A 14511-nucleotide genomic window follows, 5' to 3' on the forward strand; every position below is an offset into this window, starting at 1 on the left:
TTTTATAGAAAATGCTATACAAAGGATTGATATTTGGTTTTTTACTCCTAGGAACTGCACAGATCAGTAAAGCACAATCCGGAATCGTGGAAGTCGAGATGGATTCGCTGATTAACCTGCTGCAGGAATTCAGAGCAGAGAACGGTATCAATCCCTCGACTGCCCGTATGGTTAGTTTGGGTTCGAAGGTAGCGGACACAAAAACTGGGAAGAGAGTAAAGGTGCGCGGGTTCCGGGTACAGATATTTTCGGGATCCAGCCGAAGCGCAGCCTATGCCGCACAGGCTAGTTTCGAACGCTCCTATAAGGGGATTGGCGCTTACGTGACTTATGCGGAGCCTAATTACCGGGTAAAGGTAGGGGATTTTCGAAGCCGGGCAGAAGCGACTAATTTTATGCGTGAACTACGCTCCCAATATAACAATGTCTTCATCTTTACGGAAGATGTTTGGGCGTATGAATAACGAGGAAAACCAGATCCATGTTAAAGGAAAAGATAACACAACTGGCAGCAGATTTTTTTGAAGAAACGGTAGGGTTTAGACGCTATTTACATCAACATCCGGAACTTTCTTTTGAAGAATACCAAACCGCTACTTTTGTTAAAAAGCAACTCGATCGGTTAGGCATTGCTTATGAAGCGATGGCCGACACCGGGGTGGTCGGGCTTATACAAGGAGCGAAACCTTCAACGAAAGTATTGGCCTTGCGGGCAGATATGGACGCCTTACCGATACAGGAAGTGGAAGGTCGTAGCTATGGGTCTAAAAATCCGGGTATTATGCATGCTTGCGGACATGATGTGCATACGTCTTCGTTATTAGGTGTTGCGGCCATATTACAATCTTTAAAAAGTGAATTTGGTGGTACCATCAAACTGATATTTCAACCGGGCGAAGAGCGCTTACCGGGTGGAGCTTCCATTATGATTAAAGAGGGCGTGTTGGAAAATCCTACTCCTACAGGTATTATCGGTCAACATGTGATGCCATTTATCGAGGTCGGTAAAGTGGGTTTCCGTACGGGAAAATATATGGCTTCTAGCGATGAACTATATATGACCGTGCGCGGAAAAGGGGGGCATGGAGCCCATCCACACCTCAATATCGATCCTATTGCTATTACCGCACAGATTATTACTGCGCTGCAACAAATTGTCAGTCGCTATGCTGATCCCCGTATACCGACGGTTTTATCGTGGGGTAAAATTGAGGGTCACGGCGCGACCAATGTTATTCCAGACGAGGTAAAGTTAGCGGGTACTTTCCGGACATTTGACGAAAAGTGGCGGATCGATGCGCATGAAAGAATGGTGAAATTGGCTACGGGCATCGCGGAAAGCATGGGCGCAACCTGTGATTTTGAGGTGCGAAAAGGCTATCCTTCTCTGATTAACGAAGAAAAATTAACCAATTCTTCGCAGGCTTTTGCGGTAGAGTATCTGGGTGCAGAAAATGTGTTGGAATTGGATATATGGCCTGCCGCGGAAGATTTCTCGTACTATTCGCAGGAAACGAATGCCTGTTTTTATCGACTGGGAACAGGAAATGTGGCAGCTGGAATTTCATCGGCGGTGCATACCCCAACTTTTGATGTAGACGAAAATGCCTTGAAATTAAGTATAGGCCTGATGTCGTATATCACACTACGGCAGTTGGGCGTGGAATGAACGCGTACAGCATTCAAAAAGTAGGACCGCAGGCGGCCCCATTGGTTCAGCAATTGGGAACTGCCGTATACCATACCACCTACCAAAGTATTTTAAGTGGGGCACAAATCGATTTCATGCTCCAAAAAAATTATACACCGGAAGCTATTCAACAGGTAATGGCCGATGGGCAGGAATTTTATATTCTTACGAAGCCAGATAGGCAACCGCTTGGATTTATTGCCCTTCAGAAAAAGAACAAGGATACTTTGCGCATTGAAAAACTCTACCTTTTGGCCGGAAGTCAAGGGTTGGGTTTAGGGAAAAAACTAATCGATTTTGCTGTAGATCATGCAAAGGCGCAAGGCTTTTCCGTAGTGGAGCTGAATGTAAATCGAGGTAATAATGCCTACCATTTTTATCGCAAGCAGGGGTTTGAGGTGATTGCGGAGGTCGATATTCCGTATTACGGATATATCCTCGATGACTATATCATGCAGCGTCCCATCCGATAACTTCTCCTCCTTCTCCCCGTTTCTACAAGCAATTTATTTTTATTGCACATAAAACTGAATTTATGTAAGTTTGATAGGAAAATAAAGTTAGAGTTATGAAAGAAGTTACAGTAGAAGAACTCCAAGGTATGATTGAACGCAATGAGGATTTCCAACTTATTGATGTTCGTGAGCCGTTTGAATATGAAGTTTCTAATCTAGATGGTCTGAATATTCCGTTAGGTGGGATCGTAATCGAGGCGGACAAAGTATCGAAGGACAAGCCGGTTATTATTCACTGCCGTAGCGGCAAGCGCAGTGCGCAAGCTGTGTTGTTGTTGGAGCAGCAAGGTTTTGATAATTTGGCTAATTTAACAGGTGGGATACTGGCTTGGAAAGATGAAATCGATCCAGAAATGGATGTCTACTAGGTTTATGAAAAATACAATCTAAAGTCGTGTTGTTTGTAAAATTGCTATGAAATAGTGATTTAAAAGTGAATACATACAAATGTTTGCTATATTGCGCGATTTTGGAACAATAAGTTCCATTTTAATTTTGAAATATATTAATAATGGGAGTAGACAATTCAGAAAATGACACTTTTTTTGAAAGTGTTCAGCGCAACTTCGATAAAGCAGCAAAGTTAACGCGCTTTGATCACGGAATTTTAGAACAGATTAAGGCTTGCAACTCTATTCTTCGGGTGCGTTTTCCGGTTAAGGTGGGAAATGACATTGAGGTTATCGAAGCATATAGGGTGCAGCATTCGCACCACAAGTTGCCTTGTAAAGGCGGAATTCGGTTTAGCTTGGAGGTCAACCAGGAAGAGGTGATGGCTTTAGCGTCGCTGATGACGTATAAATGTGCGATCGTAAATGTTCCGTTCGGTGGAGCTAAAGGCGGAATTAAAATTAATTCTAAGAAATACACGGATTTCGAATTAGAAAATATTACCCGTCGGTATACATCAGAGCTAGTAAAGAAAAATTTTATTGGTCCGGGTATCGATGTACCGGCGCCGGACTACGGAACGAGCGCCCGCGAAATGAGTTGGATCATGGATACGTACACGTCGCTTAATCCGCATGACATTGACGCGGAAGCATGTGTAACGGGTAAGCCAGTATCACAAGGTGGGGTTCGTGGACGTACAGAGGCGACAGGCATGGGTGTGTTTTTCGGCGTTCGTGAAGCGGTTTCTATTCGCGAGGATATGGAGAAAATCGGTCTCACCGAAGGGCTCGCGGGCAAACGCATCATTGTTCAGGGACTCGGAAACGTGGGGTACCACGCCGCAAAATATTTTCAGGAGGCTGGTGCTAAATTGGTCGGACTTATTGAATTCGACGGAGCGATCTACAATGAGAATGGATTAGATGTGGATCAAGTACAGGCGCACCGTAAAACAACAGGCGGTATCCTTAATTTCCCGGGAGCAATCAATTTTTCGGATCCCGCGGAAGGATTGGAGCAAGCTTGTGATATTCTTATTCCGGCAGCATTGGAAAGTGTTATCCATAAAGATAATGCAGACCGTATACAAGCGAAAATTATTGGAGAGGCGGCAAATGGTCCTTTGACGGCGGATGCAGATGAGATTTTGAATCAAAAAGGGGTGTTGGTTATCCCAGATATCTATCTTAACGCCGGAGGGGTAACTGTTTCGTATTTCGAATGGTTAAAGAACCTGAGCCACGTACGTTACGGACGTTTAGAAAAGCGTTTTAGTGAAAATATGTACAAGGAGCTCATCGATATTATCGAATCGACCACTGGAAAACGTGTTTCGGATCTAGAACGAAAAACGATTTTACGTGGACCGGACGAAATCGACTTGGTGCATTCCGGACTAGAAGATACGATGATCGGCGCGTACCGCGAGATTCGGGATATTTATGTACATCGCGAAGGTGTTTCCAATTTACGGACTGCGGCTTTTCTATGTGCTATCGAGAAAATCGGTGTAGCATACGAAGAATTGGGAATTTTCCCATAATTAATACAAAGGTTGTTTGATGACAAAATATTTTATCTTAAATATTGTATTGAATCTTGCTATTGCATTTTTAGTATACAGTGGCATTATGTCTTTCCAATCCGGAAACCATCTTTTCTTATTTATCTCTATCGCCCTGTTGGTGGTGCTCATCTACCTGAAAACGGTCTTATTGAAGATTGTGAAAAAGAGTGTCCGGGAAGGAACGCAGCAACCGAAGAAAAAAAAATAGAGGCGCCGATACTGCGCCTCTATTTTTAAATTTTAAGGGTATTTATTTTACAAAAGGAGGTTTCACGATGACGGCTTTTACAGCCTGATTACGGATAGTAATATAAATTTCGGTACCCTCTTTAGCAAAATCTTTGTTCACATAGCCTAACCCGATAGATTTTTTCAATGTCGGGGATTGGGTGCCGGAGGTTACCTGACCAATTTTCTTACCCTCCGCATCCATAATTTCATAATGTTGACGGGGTATTCCACGTTCCAACATCTCAAAAGCAACTAACTTCTCCAAAACCCCGCGTTCTTTCTCTGCTTGGAGTTGCTTGCAGTTTACAAAATCGCTCGTGAATTTGGTAACCCAGCCCAGTCCGGCAGCAAACGGAGAGGTGTTTTCGTCGATGTCGTTCCCATATAAACAGAATCCCATTTCTAAGCGCAAGGTATCACGGGCACCGAGGCCGATAGGTTTGATACCATAAGGTTCGCCGGCTTGAAAAATGGCATCCCACACTTCTTGTGCATGCTCATTGGCTACATAAATCTCGAAACCACCAGCTCCGGTATATCCGGTTGCCGACACCAATACGTTATCTACACCGGCAAATGTACCTTTTTTGAACGTGTAATACGGCATCTCAGTTAATGCGATATCCGTCAGCGATTGTAGGGCCTCGGATGCTTTGGGGCCTTGCACGGCAAACAACGAAGTTTTGTCGGAAATGTCCTTCATGTCTACGCCGTAATCGTTGTATTGGCTGATCCAGTTCCAGTCTTTTTCGATGTTGGATGCATTAACGACTAATAAATAGGTCTGTTCGTCAATGCGGTATGTTAAAAAATCGTCTACAATACCCCCAGTTTTGTTGGGCATGTAGGCGTATTGTATTTTTCCGTCGTATAATTTAGAAACGTCATTAGAAGATATCTTTTGGATGAGATCCATCGCTTTATCCCCTTTCAGGATAAATTCGCCCATATGGCTCACATCGAAAACGCCTACTCCTTTGCGTACGGTTTCGTGTTCATCGTTGATCCCGGAATATTGGACGGGCATGTTGAATCCTGCGAATGGAACCATTTTAGCCCCAAGAGCCACATGTTGCTCGACTAACGCGATGTTTTTTATCATGATAATTTTACTTTTTTCAAACCTAAATAAATTATTTTTATATGCAAAATAAGCCCAAAATCTTTTGTACGCGGATAAATTCTGGTAATAAGGGTGCTTGGATGGTGACGGTTTGTTGCGAACGCGGATGTTCAAAAATCAGCGTTGCTGCATGGAGCATCATGGTATCCATAGCGAACTGTTCTTTCCACAGTTTGTTTTGTTTATTACAACCATAGGGCCGATCGGCGAGGATGGGGTGAAAGATGTGAGCCATATGTTTACGGATCTGATGCATTCTGCCGGTTTCTGGTTTTACTTCTACTAGGGAATAGCGAGAGGTAGCATATTTTCCCGAGGGAATAGCAATTTCGCTGCGCGATAAGGTGCGATAATGGGTAACGGCGTCTTGCAATGTGCCATTTTCTTTGCGAAGTGGATAATCGATGCTGCCGCTGTCGTCGGTGTAGCCCCGTACGATCGTCCAATATATTTTCGTAACTTTTTTATCCGCAAACAATTGCTGGCTGAGCGAGTCCATCTCTTTGTTGCGCGAGAAAAGTAGGACGCCCCCGGTCTTGCGATCTAGACGATGGGCTGGGTATACCGTTTGTTGTAACTGATCGCGCAGGAGTTGTAAAGCGAATTCGGAAGCGTCTGCAGCAATGGCGGAACGATGTACCAACAAACCATGTGGTTTATTAATCGCGATCAAGTCCTGATCTTCGTATAGAATATCCAGCATTATAGGCCTTCTTTTATCATTCTGGCTATCTCAGCAGCTTTTTCGTCGATCTTGGGGCTAAGCCAGACAATGCGAAAAGCTCCGCCGCCGATTGTGCTTTCTTCATGTCCTATACGGATTTTCGTGAGGGAAAAAAGATAGTAGTTCTCAACCTTTACATGGTTTTGCATGAATTGGTCGATTAACGTATTACCAAAAAGCTGAATACCAAAATCGACGACTTGTTCGTTTTGCTTACCTGCCTGCTGTTTAAGAAGTACAACGGCTTTTTCCCTGACTATCTTTTCGTGTTGCTCCTGTTTGGGGTTACTGAAGAAAGCGATAAGCATGAGTACAATCATGCTTATTGCGAATATTCTTGTTTTGCTCATATTGGATACAAAATTCTCTTTTCTTTTTTTCTTAACAAAAAAAGAAACAAAAAAGTCAAGGCTCGCATAGTTTCACTACTTTTCCTTGCCTATTCCTAAACGAAATAAACTCACTAACGCTCAAACAGTATTTTGTTTTTTCGGAATATCCTGCGTAAAGCTAGCTGCGGAACGATGCTAGGCCGTTTTAGTTCGCTGAATTGCAATCAATCAATGATCGCGTTTTGTCCGCGATTGCACGATCCCTTCCTTAACCTTAAATGCCGCCTATTTTTTTGAGTATGTAGAAATTTCTTTTTTGTACTATCCAATAAGGATTCAACAAAAAACTTTATAATAACTCGAAGATACCATCGATATTGCAGGTAAGCTTTATCGGGCGCACATTGATGTCGAGGCTCCCTGTACCGGTTGTATCGGCTTCACTGGAGGCTGTTTTTGCGGCCATGGCATACATACGTGGAGTGGGCACTATATCATTCCAGCCAAATGAACTGTTATCATTGATGGCGAGGGCTTTCCCGATCTTATCTCCGGTAGCAGTAGCAATGATCTCTGCATTGGTGCGAGCATCCTGTACGGCTGCGATTTTCAGTTCTTTTTCAATCTGACGCTTTTGGGAATGATCGTAGCCATTTATGGAAGTGCTTTGCAGGCCTTTAGGATCTACCTGATCCAACATGTTGTTCAATCCGTTGAGATTGGATACTTTTATTCGATATTGTTTGGCTTGGAGTAATTGTTTGTTTTCTTTTTTCTTGGAGCTATCATAATTATAACTGTAGATATTCTGGATGTTAAAGTCTTCTTTTTTAACACCAATAGAAAGCGCCGCATCATAAAGTTGTTTTTCCAATGTTTCGATATCTACTTTCTTTTTGGTGTTGCCATCTACAAAATACTCTCTTAAGGAAATAGAAATGTAAACGATATCAGGAGTTACTTCTCTTTCTGCGTACCCTCTGGTGGAGACTTTCCGGCTGGACTCGAAATTATTCGTTTGTGCCTTCGCTAAAGACAGGGTACAGATGACCAACATTAAACCGATTATTTTTTTCATCGTTATAAATTATTTAATACGTGTAAGAGTTCAAGGTTGTAAATGAGTCCCTTGCACCCGGTTTTATTTTTAACTGCTACTAGTACAAAATAGCAGACGTATTGTTTGACAAAACGGAGAGCTTTTCGTTTAAAATTGAAAATAAATAAAGATACATTAAAAATTAATTTATACCTTTAGAAATAATACATAATAATACATTACAATAATGCAAGAAGGCGTAGTAAAATTCTTTAATGAAACCAAAGGTTTCGGTTTCATTATCCCTAACTCTGGCGAGAGCGAAATTTTTGTTCACGTGTCAGGATTAGTAGACAAAGTTCGTGAGAACGATCATGTATCTTACGAAGTAGAACAAGGCCGTAAAGGTCTTAATGCGGTAAATGTAAAGCTTATCTAATTTAGATTTCAAATATATTTATTGTGAAGGGCTGTTTCTTAAAAGGGAGCAGCTTCTTTTTTTAGGGGAAAAAAGCAAGCCAAACCATTCGTCGTATATTTAATTAAATAGCTCTTCCAAGATATACAGGGAATTTACTTGACCAAAGTTTTCCGTGTGTAGCCGATAAAACTCCAAGATTTTTTCTAATAAGTATTTCCGTTCGTTCCGATGCATCTTGATGCGGTGTGATGCTTCGAAATCTGTTTGTAGCAACTGGACGAAAATGGCCGTGTGTGGCTCCTGTAGTACATGGCTATGTGCCGGAAGATTATTGCTGAATACGCCCTCAATAAGATTAAAATACGGATATTGTTGCTGTGGATGATACAAAGGTAAAAAGCCGAAAAACCGGCTTAGTTTAATTAAAAAAACTAGATGAAAATTTGGCAAGGGTTTATCGGTCTCGTCCAGCCATATGACGGATTGTTGGATAAAATTAAACAGAAAACTGTCGGGCGATTGGCCACGAAGTACTTTGTATAATATTTCGTTAAGAAATAAGGCTATCGCTCCCCGGGTGATATCCATCGGTATTTCTTTTAAGACGGGACGGGGGCGGGCTTCTTTGATGCGTTGAAGTCCGTTACTTTCTTTGTGGTAGACGACTAGATCGAGTAGGTGTAAGGGCTGAAAGAGGTTTCCGGGAATTCGTGCTTTGGGTTTCCGGGCTCCGTTTATAAGATATGCTTGCATGCCAAACATGTCCGTAAAAATATGGACGACTATGCTATTGTCTGCATAGTTTGTCGTTTTGAGGGCTATTCCTTGTGTCTTATAAAGCATAGATATTCGCAAACAAATATACAAAAGGAAAAGGGACTCGTCTTGAAAAGGAATTGTGGATTGTGGAAAACTTTTAAAATTATTATTTCATTGTTTGCAATTCCCAAAAGAAATATAGATATTTGCAAACTCTTTGTGAAAAGAGCGATTGGAGAAATAATACTAAAAATCAATATCATGTCAAGAATTTGTGATTTAACAGGCAAGGCGGCATTAACAGGGAATAACGTTTCACACTCAAACGTTAAAACGAAACGTAAATTTTATCCGAATTTACAAACTAAGCGTTTTTATATCCCAGAAGAGGATCGTTGGATTACGCTAAAGGTTTCTACTTCAGCAATCAAAACGATTAACAAAAAAGGAATTACAGCAGTAATCGATCAATTTATCAAAAAAGGATCTATTTAGTCGTTACCGCCTGTTATCAAAAATATTCATGAAATCTGTCCGTCATCTGGCGGATCAAATAAAGTAAAACAATGGCAAAAAAGGGAAATAGAGTACAAGTTATATTAGAGTGTACTGAGCACAAACAAAGTGGTCTTCCGGGAATGTCTCGCTATATCACCACAAAGAACAAGAAAAACACGACAGAGCGTTTGGAATTGAAAAAATTCAATCCTGTGCTTAGAAAAGTAACTGTTCACAAAGAAATTAAGTAATTAACTGTAGAGCGTTTGCTCTCTTAAAAATATAAGACAATGGCAAAGAAATCGGTTGCATCGTTACAAAAAGGAGGCGGTAAGGAATTTACTAAGGTTGTCGTAACTACTAAGTCTGCCAAAACGGGAGCTTATACCTTTAAAGAAGGTATGGTTCACAATGACAAGGTGAAAGAGTTTGTAGCAGAAGCTACAAAATAAGTTGCGCAACAGCTGTACCTTTTTTAAAGTTTTCTTTAAAAGACAAGATAAGCCGTTTTGGTATTTACCGAAAGGGCTTTTTTAGTATATTTACCTTTTACTTTTTTATCCATGGGATTATTTGATTTTTTTAAAAAGAAGCAGGAAACGGTAGAGGCACAAGAAGCTTTAGATAAGGGACTTGAAAAAACGAAGGAAGGTTTCTTATCCAAAATAACCAAAGCTGTTGTCGGTAAATCCACGATCGATGACGAAGTTTTAGATAATCTCGAAGAGGTGCTGGTGATGTCGGACGTGGGGGTAACAACCACCCTGAAGATTGTTGACCGTATTCAAAAGCGTGTTGCCCGCGATAAATATGTGGGTACGGACGACCTGAATCGCTTGCTTAAAGAAGAAATCCAGACGCTGTTAGCGGAGAATAACAGCAACGATTTCGAAACATTTGAGTATGGAACACATAAGCCCTATGTGATTATGGTGGTGGGTGTCAACGGGGTAGGAAAGACGACGACGATTGGTAAGTTGGCCCATCAACTAAAAGAGGCGGGTAATAAGGTCGTTTTGGGGGCGGCGGATACTTTCCGGGCAGCGGCTGTAGATCAGATCAAGTTATGGGGCGAACGGGTTGATGTTCGGGTGGTGGCGCAACCTATGGGTTCGGATCCAGCTTCGGTAGCGTTCGATACCGTTAAGTCTGCGGTCGCCAATGGGGATGATGTCGCTATTATTGATACGGCCGGGCGTTTGCACAATAAAGTTGGTCTGATGAATGAGTTGACCAAAATCAAAAATGTGATGCAGAAGGTCGTTCCGGGAGCGCCCCACGAAATATTGCTGGTATTGGATGCTTCGACTGGACAAAATGCGATCGAACAGGCTACACAGTTTACACAGGCTACCGATGTGAATGCTTTGGCATTAACGAAATTGGATGGCACAGCGAAAGGTGGGGTGGTTATCGGTATTTCCGATCAGTTTAAGATTCCAGTCAAATACATAGGGGTAGGGGAGAAAATTGGCGATTTACAGCTTTTTAATAAAAAGGATTTCGTCGATTCGTTGTTTAAGTGATTTGGTGCCCACAAACGCCATGAGGTCGTGGAATCATAAAAAAGATAAATGAGAACAAAAAATAGAAAGGTTGCTCCGACGGTGAGCAAGCCGAGGGTGAATGTCGTGACGTTGGGGTGCTCTAAGAATATACACGACTCAGAGGTGTTAATGGGGCAGCTGAAGGGTAACCAGATGGAAGTAGTACACGAGGCTTCCAATATACAGGCAAATGATATCGTGGTGATTAATACGTGCGGATTTATTGACAACGCGAAGCAAGAATCGATCGATACCATTTTACAATATTCGGCTTTAAAGGAAGAAGGAAGGGTTAATAAAGTTATCGTGACCGGATGTTTATCGGAACGTTATAAGCCCGAACTTCAATCGGAAATTTCGAATGTGGATGCTTATTTCGGAACAAATGATCTTCCGGAATTACTAACGACGATAGGTGCAGATTACCGACACGAACTACTGGGCGAACGCCTCTTATCTACACCTTCCCATTTTTCTTATTTTAAAATCGCTGAGGGCTGTAACCGCCCTTGCTCATTTTGTGCTATCCCCTTGATGCGCGGAAAGCACGTCTCTAAATCGGTCGAAGACTTAGTAAAAGAGGCAAAGTTTTTGGCATCCAATGGGACAAAAGAACTCATACTTATTGCACAGGATTTAACGTACTACGGACTGGATATTTACGGTAAACGTAATTTGGCGGATTTGTTACGTCATTTGTCGGATGTAGATGGTATAGAATGGATCCGCTTACAGTATGCATATCCGTCAGGCTTTCCCATGGATATTCTGGATGCGATGAATGAGCGTTCCAATATCTGCAATTATTTGGATATGCCTTTACAGCATATATCCGACCCTATGCTCAAATCGATGCGACGGGGAACAACTAAACAAAAGCAAGTTGATCTGGTGAAGCAGATTCGGGACAAAGTGCCGGATATCGCTTTACGCACAACGCTGATATGCGGCTATCCGGGTGAAACGGAGCAGGATTTCAACGAAATGTTGGAATGGGTAGAAGAAACACGATTCGATCGTTTGGGTTGTTTTACATACTCCCACGAGGAAAAGACGCATGCACACACTTTGGTGGATGATGTACCCCAGGGGGAGAAGGAAGCGCGTGTGGAACAGATTATGGAGATACAGCAGGGGATCTCCTATGAAATTAATCAAACTAAAATCGGGCAGACCTTTAAGGTGTTAGTGGATCGTTTAGATGGTGATTATTTTATTGGGCGTACAGAATACGATTCGCCGGAGGTGGATAACGAGGTGGTACTAGATGCCAAAACGGATTATGCGCGCATAGGTGACTTCGTACAAGTAGAGGTTGAGCGGGCAGAAGATTTTGACCTTTACGGAAAGGTGATCAAATAGCCATCAATTTGTAGGGGAAAATATGTAAATTGTCGGCTCAATCCGTATAAATACCATACGATACGAAAGAGTTAGATGAAAGCAACATATATTGATTATAGTGATACGGGTAGTTTTTCGCCGACGCTGTTAGCTTATCTGGCCAACGATGAACAGTTGGCTCCTTTTTACGGACAACGACCGACGTTAGCGGGATTCGAAGAACAAATCACTGGCAAGGCAGATTTCCCGCACAGAAAGTTATTGGTTGCCGCCCTCCAGGAACAGTATGGCTCCCTCTTAGCAGATGCACCCCAAGTCGATGCTAACCTCAGGTTGTTAGCCGACAATAAGACTTTTACGGTTACGACTGGCCATCAACTTAATATATTCACCGGCCCACTTTATTTTATTTTCAAGATAGTCACCGCCATACGCTTGGCACAGGATCTAAAGAAGGCCTATCCCGACTACAACTTTGTGCCGGTCTATTGGATGGCTACAGAGGACCATGATTTTGCGGAAATTAATCACACAAAGGTTTTTGGAAAGAAGATCATATGGGATACGCCGGCTGTCTCGGCTACGGGCAGGATGTCTACACAAGATATCGCCGATGCCGTAAAACATTATTGCGGTACGTTCGGGATATCCGCTAATGCGGAAAAATTAAAAGCCATTGTGGAAGAGGCTTATCTGCAAAACCGATCACTAGCGACAGCTACGCGTTATATGGTGAACGAATTGTTCAAATCCTATGGGTTGCTGATCGTGGATGCGGATAACATAGACTTGAAAAGCGTTTTTGCACCTATTATCACGCAGGATATTTTTGAGCAACATAGTTTTAAGACGATTGAAGCGACGTCTGAAAGTCTGCAGCGATTGGGTTTTGAGACCCAAGTGCACGCGCGAGAGATCAACTTTTTTTATCTGACGGATGAATTTCGCGAGCGCATTGTGCGTACAGAAGACGGCCGTTTCGAAGTATTGCACCGCAACCTTTATTTTTCGGAAGAGGAACTGCGGGCAGAGATCGTGCAGCACCCCGAACGTTTTAGCCCAAACGTAGTCATGCGGCCTTTGTATCAAGAACTTATTTTGCCGAATCTGGCCTATATCGGCGGTGGCGCCGAAATGGTATATTGGCTGCAACTGAAGGCCAATTTCGATCATTATCAAATTCCGTTTCCTATTCTCGTTCCGCGGAATTCCGCCATGATTACCGATGATCAAATAGCCGGGAAAATTTTCCGCTTAGATCTGACCTTCAAAAGCATATTTAAATCGACGGACGTATTAAAGAATGATTATGTGCGTAGGCAGACGAAGCATCGTCTGAATTTACGGGATGAATGGATGGAATTTAATGCTATCTTCGGCAAGATCAAGTTGAGGGCACATAAGATTGATCCGAGTTTGGGCCCGAGTACGGATGCGGTCAAAGCACGCTTGAAGAAGGCCATTAATAATTTAGAAAAGAAATTGCTGAAAGCCGATAAGCATAATCACGAAGATGCGCTGATACAAATAGAACGGGTGAAGGATCGGTTATTCCCCAATGGAGGGCTGCAGGAACGGACAGAAAACTTTGCCGCTTTGTATCTGAAGCATGGCGACGACCTTGTTCGGGATTTGGAAAAACACTTCAATCCGCTGGATTTTAAATTTACCATTTTATATTGATTGTTGCTATGGAACGTAATTGGCGAGATAGTAATTTTTATAGGTATTATGTGGAAAAGGCGGAGCTTTCGGACGAAGTCTTTGAAGAATTAGAGCCGTATTTTTCCTTTAAGGAAGTGGCCCATCATCAGTACTTGCTGCGGGAGGGAGAAGTGAGCCGGTACACGTTTTTTGTCGAATCGGGTTTGTTGCAGTCTTTCTCTTTAGATGAAAAAGGGGGCGAGCATATTTTGCAATTTGCACCCGAAAACTGGATTGTATCGGATCGTGCTAGCCAATATTTTAATAAGCCTGCAGATTTTTATATCAAAGCAATAGAGCCGTCACTCATCGTCTTTATCCAACAGGAATTTATGGAGAAAGCTTCTCTGCAAAGTAATGCGTTTGCCTGTTTTATGGAAAACTCCCTGCAGCGAAACATTTATATGCAGCAGCAGCGTATAAATTCGCTTTTAGCCATGACTGCGAAAGAGCGTTATTTGATGTTTATGGAGATGTACCCTAGTCTGCTGCAACGTGTACCACAATGGATGATCGCCTCTTATCTAGGTATCACACCCGAAAGCCTGAGCCGGGTGCGCCGCGAATTGTTAATGGAGGCGGGGAACAAAAAGAAAGAATGACACTTCCTTAGAAATACATTAT

19 protein-coding genes are annotated in these 14511 nt (G+C 42.4%); 14 read left to right on the forward strand and 5 right to left on the reverse strand.

Translation table 11 applies throughout. The features are described from left to right. The first annotated feature begins 11 nt into the window (after positions 1-11). From LKO28_RS10170 to LKO28_RS10195, 6 genes are all read left to right on the forward strand, one after another. Positions 12-464 carry an SPOR domain-containing protein gene (locus LKO28_RS10170; RefSeq protein WP_227694700.1) on the forward strand — a complete coding sequence of 151 codons (453 nt, stop codon included), beginning with the start codon at positions 12-14 and terminating at the stop codon, positions 462-464. Positions 465-481: 17 nt separating this feature from the next. Beyond that, positions 482-1669: a M20 family metallopeptidase gene (locus LKO28_RS10175; protein ID WP_227694702.1), complete on the forward strand. Its 1188-nt coding sequence runs from the start codon at positions 482-484 to the stop codon at positions 1667-1669. Next, complete coding sequence (locus LKO28_RS10180) at positions 1666-2163, forward strand: GNAT family N-acetyltransferase (RefSeq protein WP_227694704.1); 498 nt, start codon at positions 1666-1668, stop codon at positions 2161-2163. The genes LKO28_RS10175 and LKO28_RS10180 overlap by 4 nt, the downstream gene beginning before the upstream one ends. 95 nt (positions 2164-2258) lie before the next feature. Further along, positions 2259-2573, forward strand: a complete 315-nt coding sequence (locus LKO28_RS10185) for a rhodanese-like domain-containing protein (protein ID WP_227694706.1) — start codon at positions 2259-2261, stop codon at positions 2571-2573. A gap of 143 nt (positions 2574-2716) precedes the next feature. Continuing rightward, on the forward strand, positions 2717-4141 hold the full coding sequence (locus tag LKO28_RS10190; RefSeq protein WP_227694707.1) for a Glu/Leu/Phe/Val family dehydrogenase: 1425 nt from the start codon (positions 2717-2719) through the stop codon (positions 4139-4141). Between the two features lie 19 nt (positions 4142-4160). After that, on the forward strand, positions 4161-4373 hold the full coding sequence (locus tag LKO28_RS10195) for a DUF6358 family protein (protein WP_227694709.1): 213 nt from the start codon (positions 4161-4163) through the stop codon (positions 4371-4373). Between the two features lie 42 nt (positions 4374-4415). On the opposite strand, the gene gcvT is transcribed toward LKO28_RS10195, so the two are convergent. The 4 genes from gcvT to LKO28_RS10215 all read right to left on the reverse strand — a co-directional run bounded on the left by gcvT (position 4416) and on the right by LKO28_RS10215 (position 7653). Continuing rightward, on the reverse strand, positions 4416-5498 hold the full coding sequence (gcvT, locus tag LKO28_RS10200) for a glycine cleavage system aminomethyltransferase GcvT (protein ID WP_227694711.1): 1083 nt from the start codon (positions 5496-5498) through the stop codon (positions 4416-4418). Between the two features lie 37 nt (positions 5499-5535). Then, complete coding sequence (locus tag LKO28_RS10205) at positions 5536-6222, reverse strand: pseudouridine synthase (protein ID WP_227694712.1); 687 nt, start codon at positions 6220-6222, stop codon at positions 5536-5538. Continuing rightward, a complete protein-coding gene (locus LKO28_RS10210; protein WP_227694714.1) occupies positions 6222-6593 on the reverse strand; it encodes a DUF4359 domain-containing protein in 372 nt (123 codons plus the stop codon). The genes LKO28_RS10205 and LKO28_RS10210 overlap by 1 nt, the downstream gene beginning before the upstream one ends. A 331-nt stretch (positions 6594-6924) precedes the next feature. Next, the gene (locus LKO28_RS10215; protein ID WP_227694716.1) at positions 6925-7653 is read right to left on the reverse strand and encodes an SIMPL domain-containing protein; all 729 of its coding nucleotides are present in this window, start codon (positions 7651-7653) and stop codon (positions 6925-6927) included. A gap of 208 nt (positions 7654-7861) precedes the next feature. On the opposite strand from LKO28_RS10215, the gene LKO28_RS10220 reads away from it, so the two are divergent. After that, entirely contained in the window at positions 7862-8053 is a 192-nt protein-coding gene (locus LKO28_RS10220; RefSeq protein ID WP_093364840.1) for a cold-shock protein, read from the forward strand. Positions 8054-8152: 99 nt separating this feature from the next. On the opposite strand, the gene recO is transcribed toward LKO28_RS10220, so the two are convergent. Further along, entirely contained in the window at positions 8153-8878 is a 726-nt protein-coding gene (gene recO / locus LKO28_RS10225; RefSeq protein ID WP_227694718.1) for a DNA repair protein RecO, read from the reverse strand. A 177-nt stretch (positions 8879-9055) separates the two neighbouring features. On the opposite strand from recO, the gene rpmB reads away from it, so the two are divergent. The 7 genes from rpmB (at position 9056) to LKO28_RS10260 (ending at position 14489) form a co-directional block, all read left to right on the forward strand. Beyond that, positions 9056-9289, forward strand: coding sequence for a 50S ribosomal protein L28 (gene rpmB / locus LKO28_RS10230; RefSeq protein ID WP_227694928.1), 234 nt, complete (start codon positions 9056-9058; stop codon positions 9287-9289). A gap of 71 nt (positions 9290-9360) precedes the next feature. Then, positions 9361-9543 carry a 50S ribosomal protein L33 gene (rpmG, locus tag LKO28_RS10235; RefSeq protein ID WP_227694720.1) on the forward strand — a complete coding sequence of 61 codons (183 nt, stop codon included), beginning with the start codon at positions 9361-9363 and terminating at the stop codon, positions 9541-9543. Positions 9544-9582: 39 nt separating this feature from the next. Further along, positions 9583-9744, forward strand: coding sequence for a DUF4295 domain-containing protein (locus LKO28_RS10240; RefSeq protein ID WP_227694722.1), 162 nt, complete (start codon positions 9583-9585; stop codon positions 9742-9744). Positions 9745-9855: 111 nt separating this feature from the next. After that, the gene (gene ftsY, locus LKO28_RS10245) at positions 9856-10818 is read left to right on the forward strand and encodes a signal recognition particle-docking protein FtsY (RefSeq protein WP_227694723.1); all 963 of its coding nucleotides are present in this window, start codon (positions 9856-9858) and stop codon (positions 10816-10818) included. Positions 10819-10866: 48 nt separating this feature from the next. Further along, the gene (rimO, locus tag LKO28_RS10250; RefSeq protein ID WP_227694724.1) at positions 10867-12201 is read left to right on the forward strand and encodes a 30S ribosomal protein S12 methylthiotransferase RimO; all 1335 of its coding nucleotides are present in this window, start codon (positions 10867-10869) and stop codon (positions 12199-12201) included. Positions 12202-12276: 75 nt separating this feature from the next. Then, positions 12277-13866, forward strand: a complete 1590-nt coding sequence (gene bshC, locus LKO28_RS10255) for a bacillithiol biosynthesis cysteine-adding enzyme BshC (protein WP_227694725.1) — start codon at positions 12277-12279, stop codon at positions 13864-13866. A gap of 8 nt (positions 13867-13874) precedes the next feature. Next, positions 13875-14489, forward strand: coding sequence for a Crp/Fnr family transcriptional regulator (locus tag LKO28_RS10260; RefSeq protein WP_227694726.1), 615 nt, complete (start codon positions 13875-13877; stop codon positions 14487-14489). Positions 14490-14511 lie beyond the last annotated feature (22 nt).

This window comes from Sphingobacterium sp. FBM7-1 (assembly GCF_020687765.1).
Classification (GTDB): domain Bacteria; phylum Bacteroidota; class Bacteroidia; order Sphingobacteriales; family Sphingobacteriaceae; genus Sphingobacterium.

What these genes read in the sequence shown, in the direction of transcription:
- LKO28_RS10170 (WP_227694700.1), top strand. Translation starts at nt 12, where the DNA reads ATGCTATACAAAGGATTGATATTTGGTTTTTTACTCCTAGGAACTGCA.
- LKO28_RS10175 (WP_227694702.1), top strand. Translation starts at nt 482, where the DNA reads ATGTTAAAGGAAAAGATAACACAACTGGCAGCAGATTTTTTTGAAGAA.
- LKO28_RS10180 (WP_227694704.1), top strand. Translation starts at nt 1,666, where the DNA reads ATGAACGCGTACAGCATTCAAAAAGTAGGACCGCAGGCGGCCCCATTG.
- LKO28_RS10185 (WP_227694706.1), top strand. Translation starts at nt 2,259, where the DNA reads ATGAAAGAAGTTACAGTAGAAGAACTCCAAGGTATGATTGAACGCAAT.
- LKO28_RS10190 (WP_227694707.1), top strand. Translation starts at nt 2,717, where the DNA reads ATGGGAGTAGACAATTCAGAAAATGACACTTTTTTTGAAAGTGTTCAG.
- LKO28_RS10195 (WP_227694709.1), top strand. Translation starts at nt 4,161, where the DNA reads ATGACAAAATATTTTATCTTAAATATTGTATTGAATCTTGCTATTGCA.
- gcvT (WP_227694711.1), bottom strand. Translation starts at nt 5,498, where the DNA reads ATGATAAAAAACATCGCGTTAGTCGAGCAACATGTGGCTCTTGGGGCT.
- LKO28_RS10205 (WP_227694712.1), bottom strand. Translation starts at nt 6,222, where the DNA reads ATGCTGGATATTCTATACGAAGATCAGGACTTGATCGCGATTAATAAA.
- LKO28_RS10210 (WP_227694714.1), bottom strand. Translation starts at nt 6,593, where the DNA reads ATGAGCAAAACAAGAATATTCGCAATAAGCATGATTGTACTCATGCTT.
- LKO28_RS10215 (WP_227694716.1), bottom strand. Translation starts at nt 7,653, where the DNA reads ATGAAAAAAATAATCGGTTTAATGTTGGTCATCTGTACCCTGTCTTTA.
- LKO28_RS10220 (WP_093364840.1), top strand. Translation starts at nt 7,862, where the DNA reads ATGCAAGAAGGCGTAGTAAAATTCTTTAATGAAACCAAAGGTTTCGGT.
- recO (WP_227694718.1), bottom strand. Translation starts at nt 8,878, where the DNA reads ATGCTTTATAAGACACAAGGAATAGCCCTCAAAACGACAAACTATGCA.
- rpmB (WP_227694928.1), top strand. Translation starts at nt 9,056, where the DNA reads ATGTCAAGAATTTGTGATTTAACAGGCAAGGCGGCATTAACAGGGAAT.
- rpmG (WP_227694720.1), top strand. Translation starts at nt 9,361, where the DNA reads ATGGCAAAAAAGGGAAATAGAGTACAAGTTATATTAGAGTGTACTGAG.
- LKO28_RS10240 (WP_227694722.1), top strand. Translation starts at nt 9,583, where the DNA reads ATGGCAAAGAAATCGGTTGCATCGTTACAAAAAGGAGGCGGTAAGGAA.
- ftsY (WP_227694723.1), top strand. Translation starts at nt 9,856, where the DNA reads ATGGGATTATTTGATTTTTTTAAAAAGAAGCAGGAAACGGTAGAGGCA.
- rimO (WP_227694724.1), top strand. Translation starts at nt 10,867, where the DNA reads ATGAGAACAAAAAATAGAAAGGTTGCTCCGACGGTGAGCAAGCCGAGG.
- bshC (WP_227694725.1), top strand. Translation starts at nt 12,277, where the DNA reads ATGAAAGCAACATATATTGATTATAGTGATACGGGTAGTTTTTCGCCG.
- LKO28_RS10260 (WP_227694726.1), top strand. Translation starts at nt 13,875, where the DNA reads ATGGAACGTAATTGGCGAGATAGTAATTTTTATAGGTATTATGTGGAA.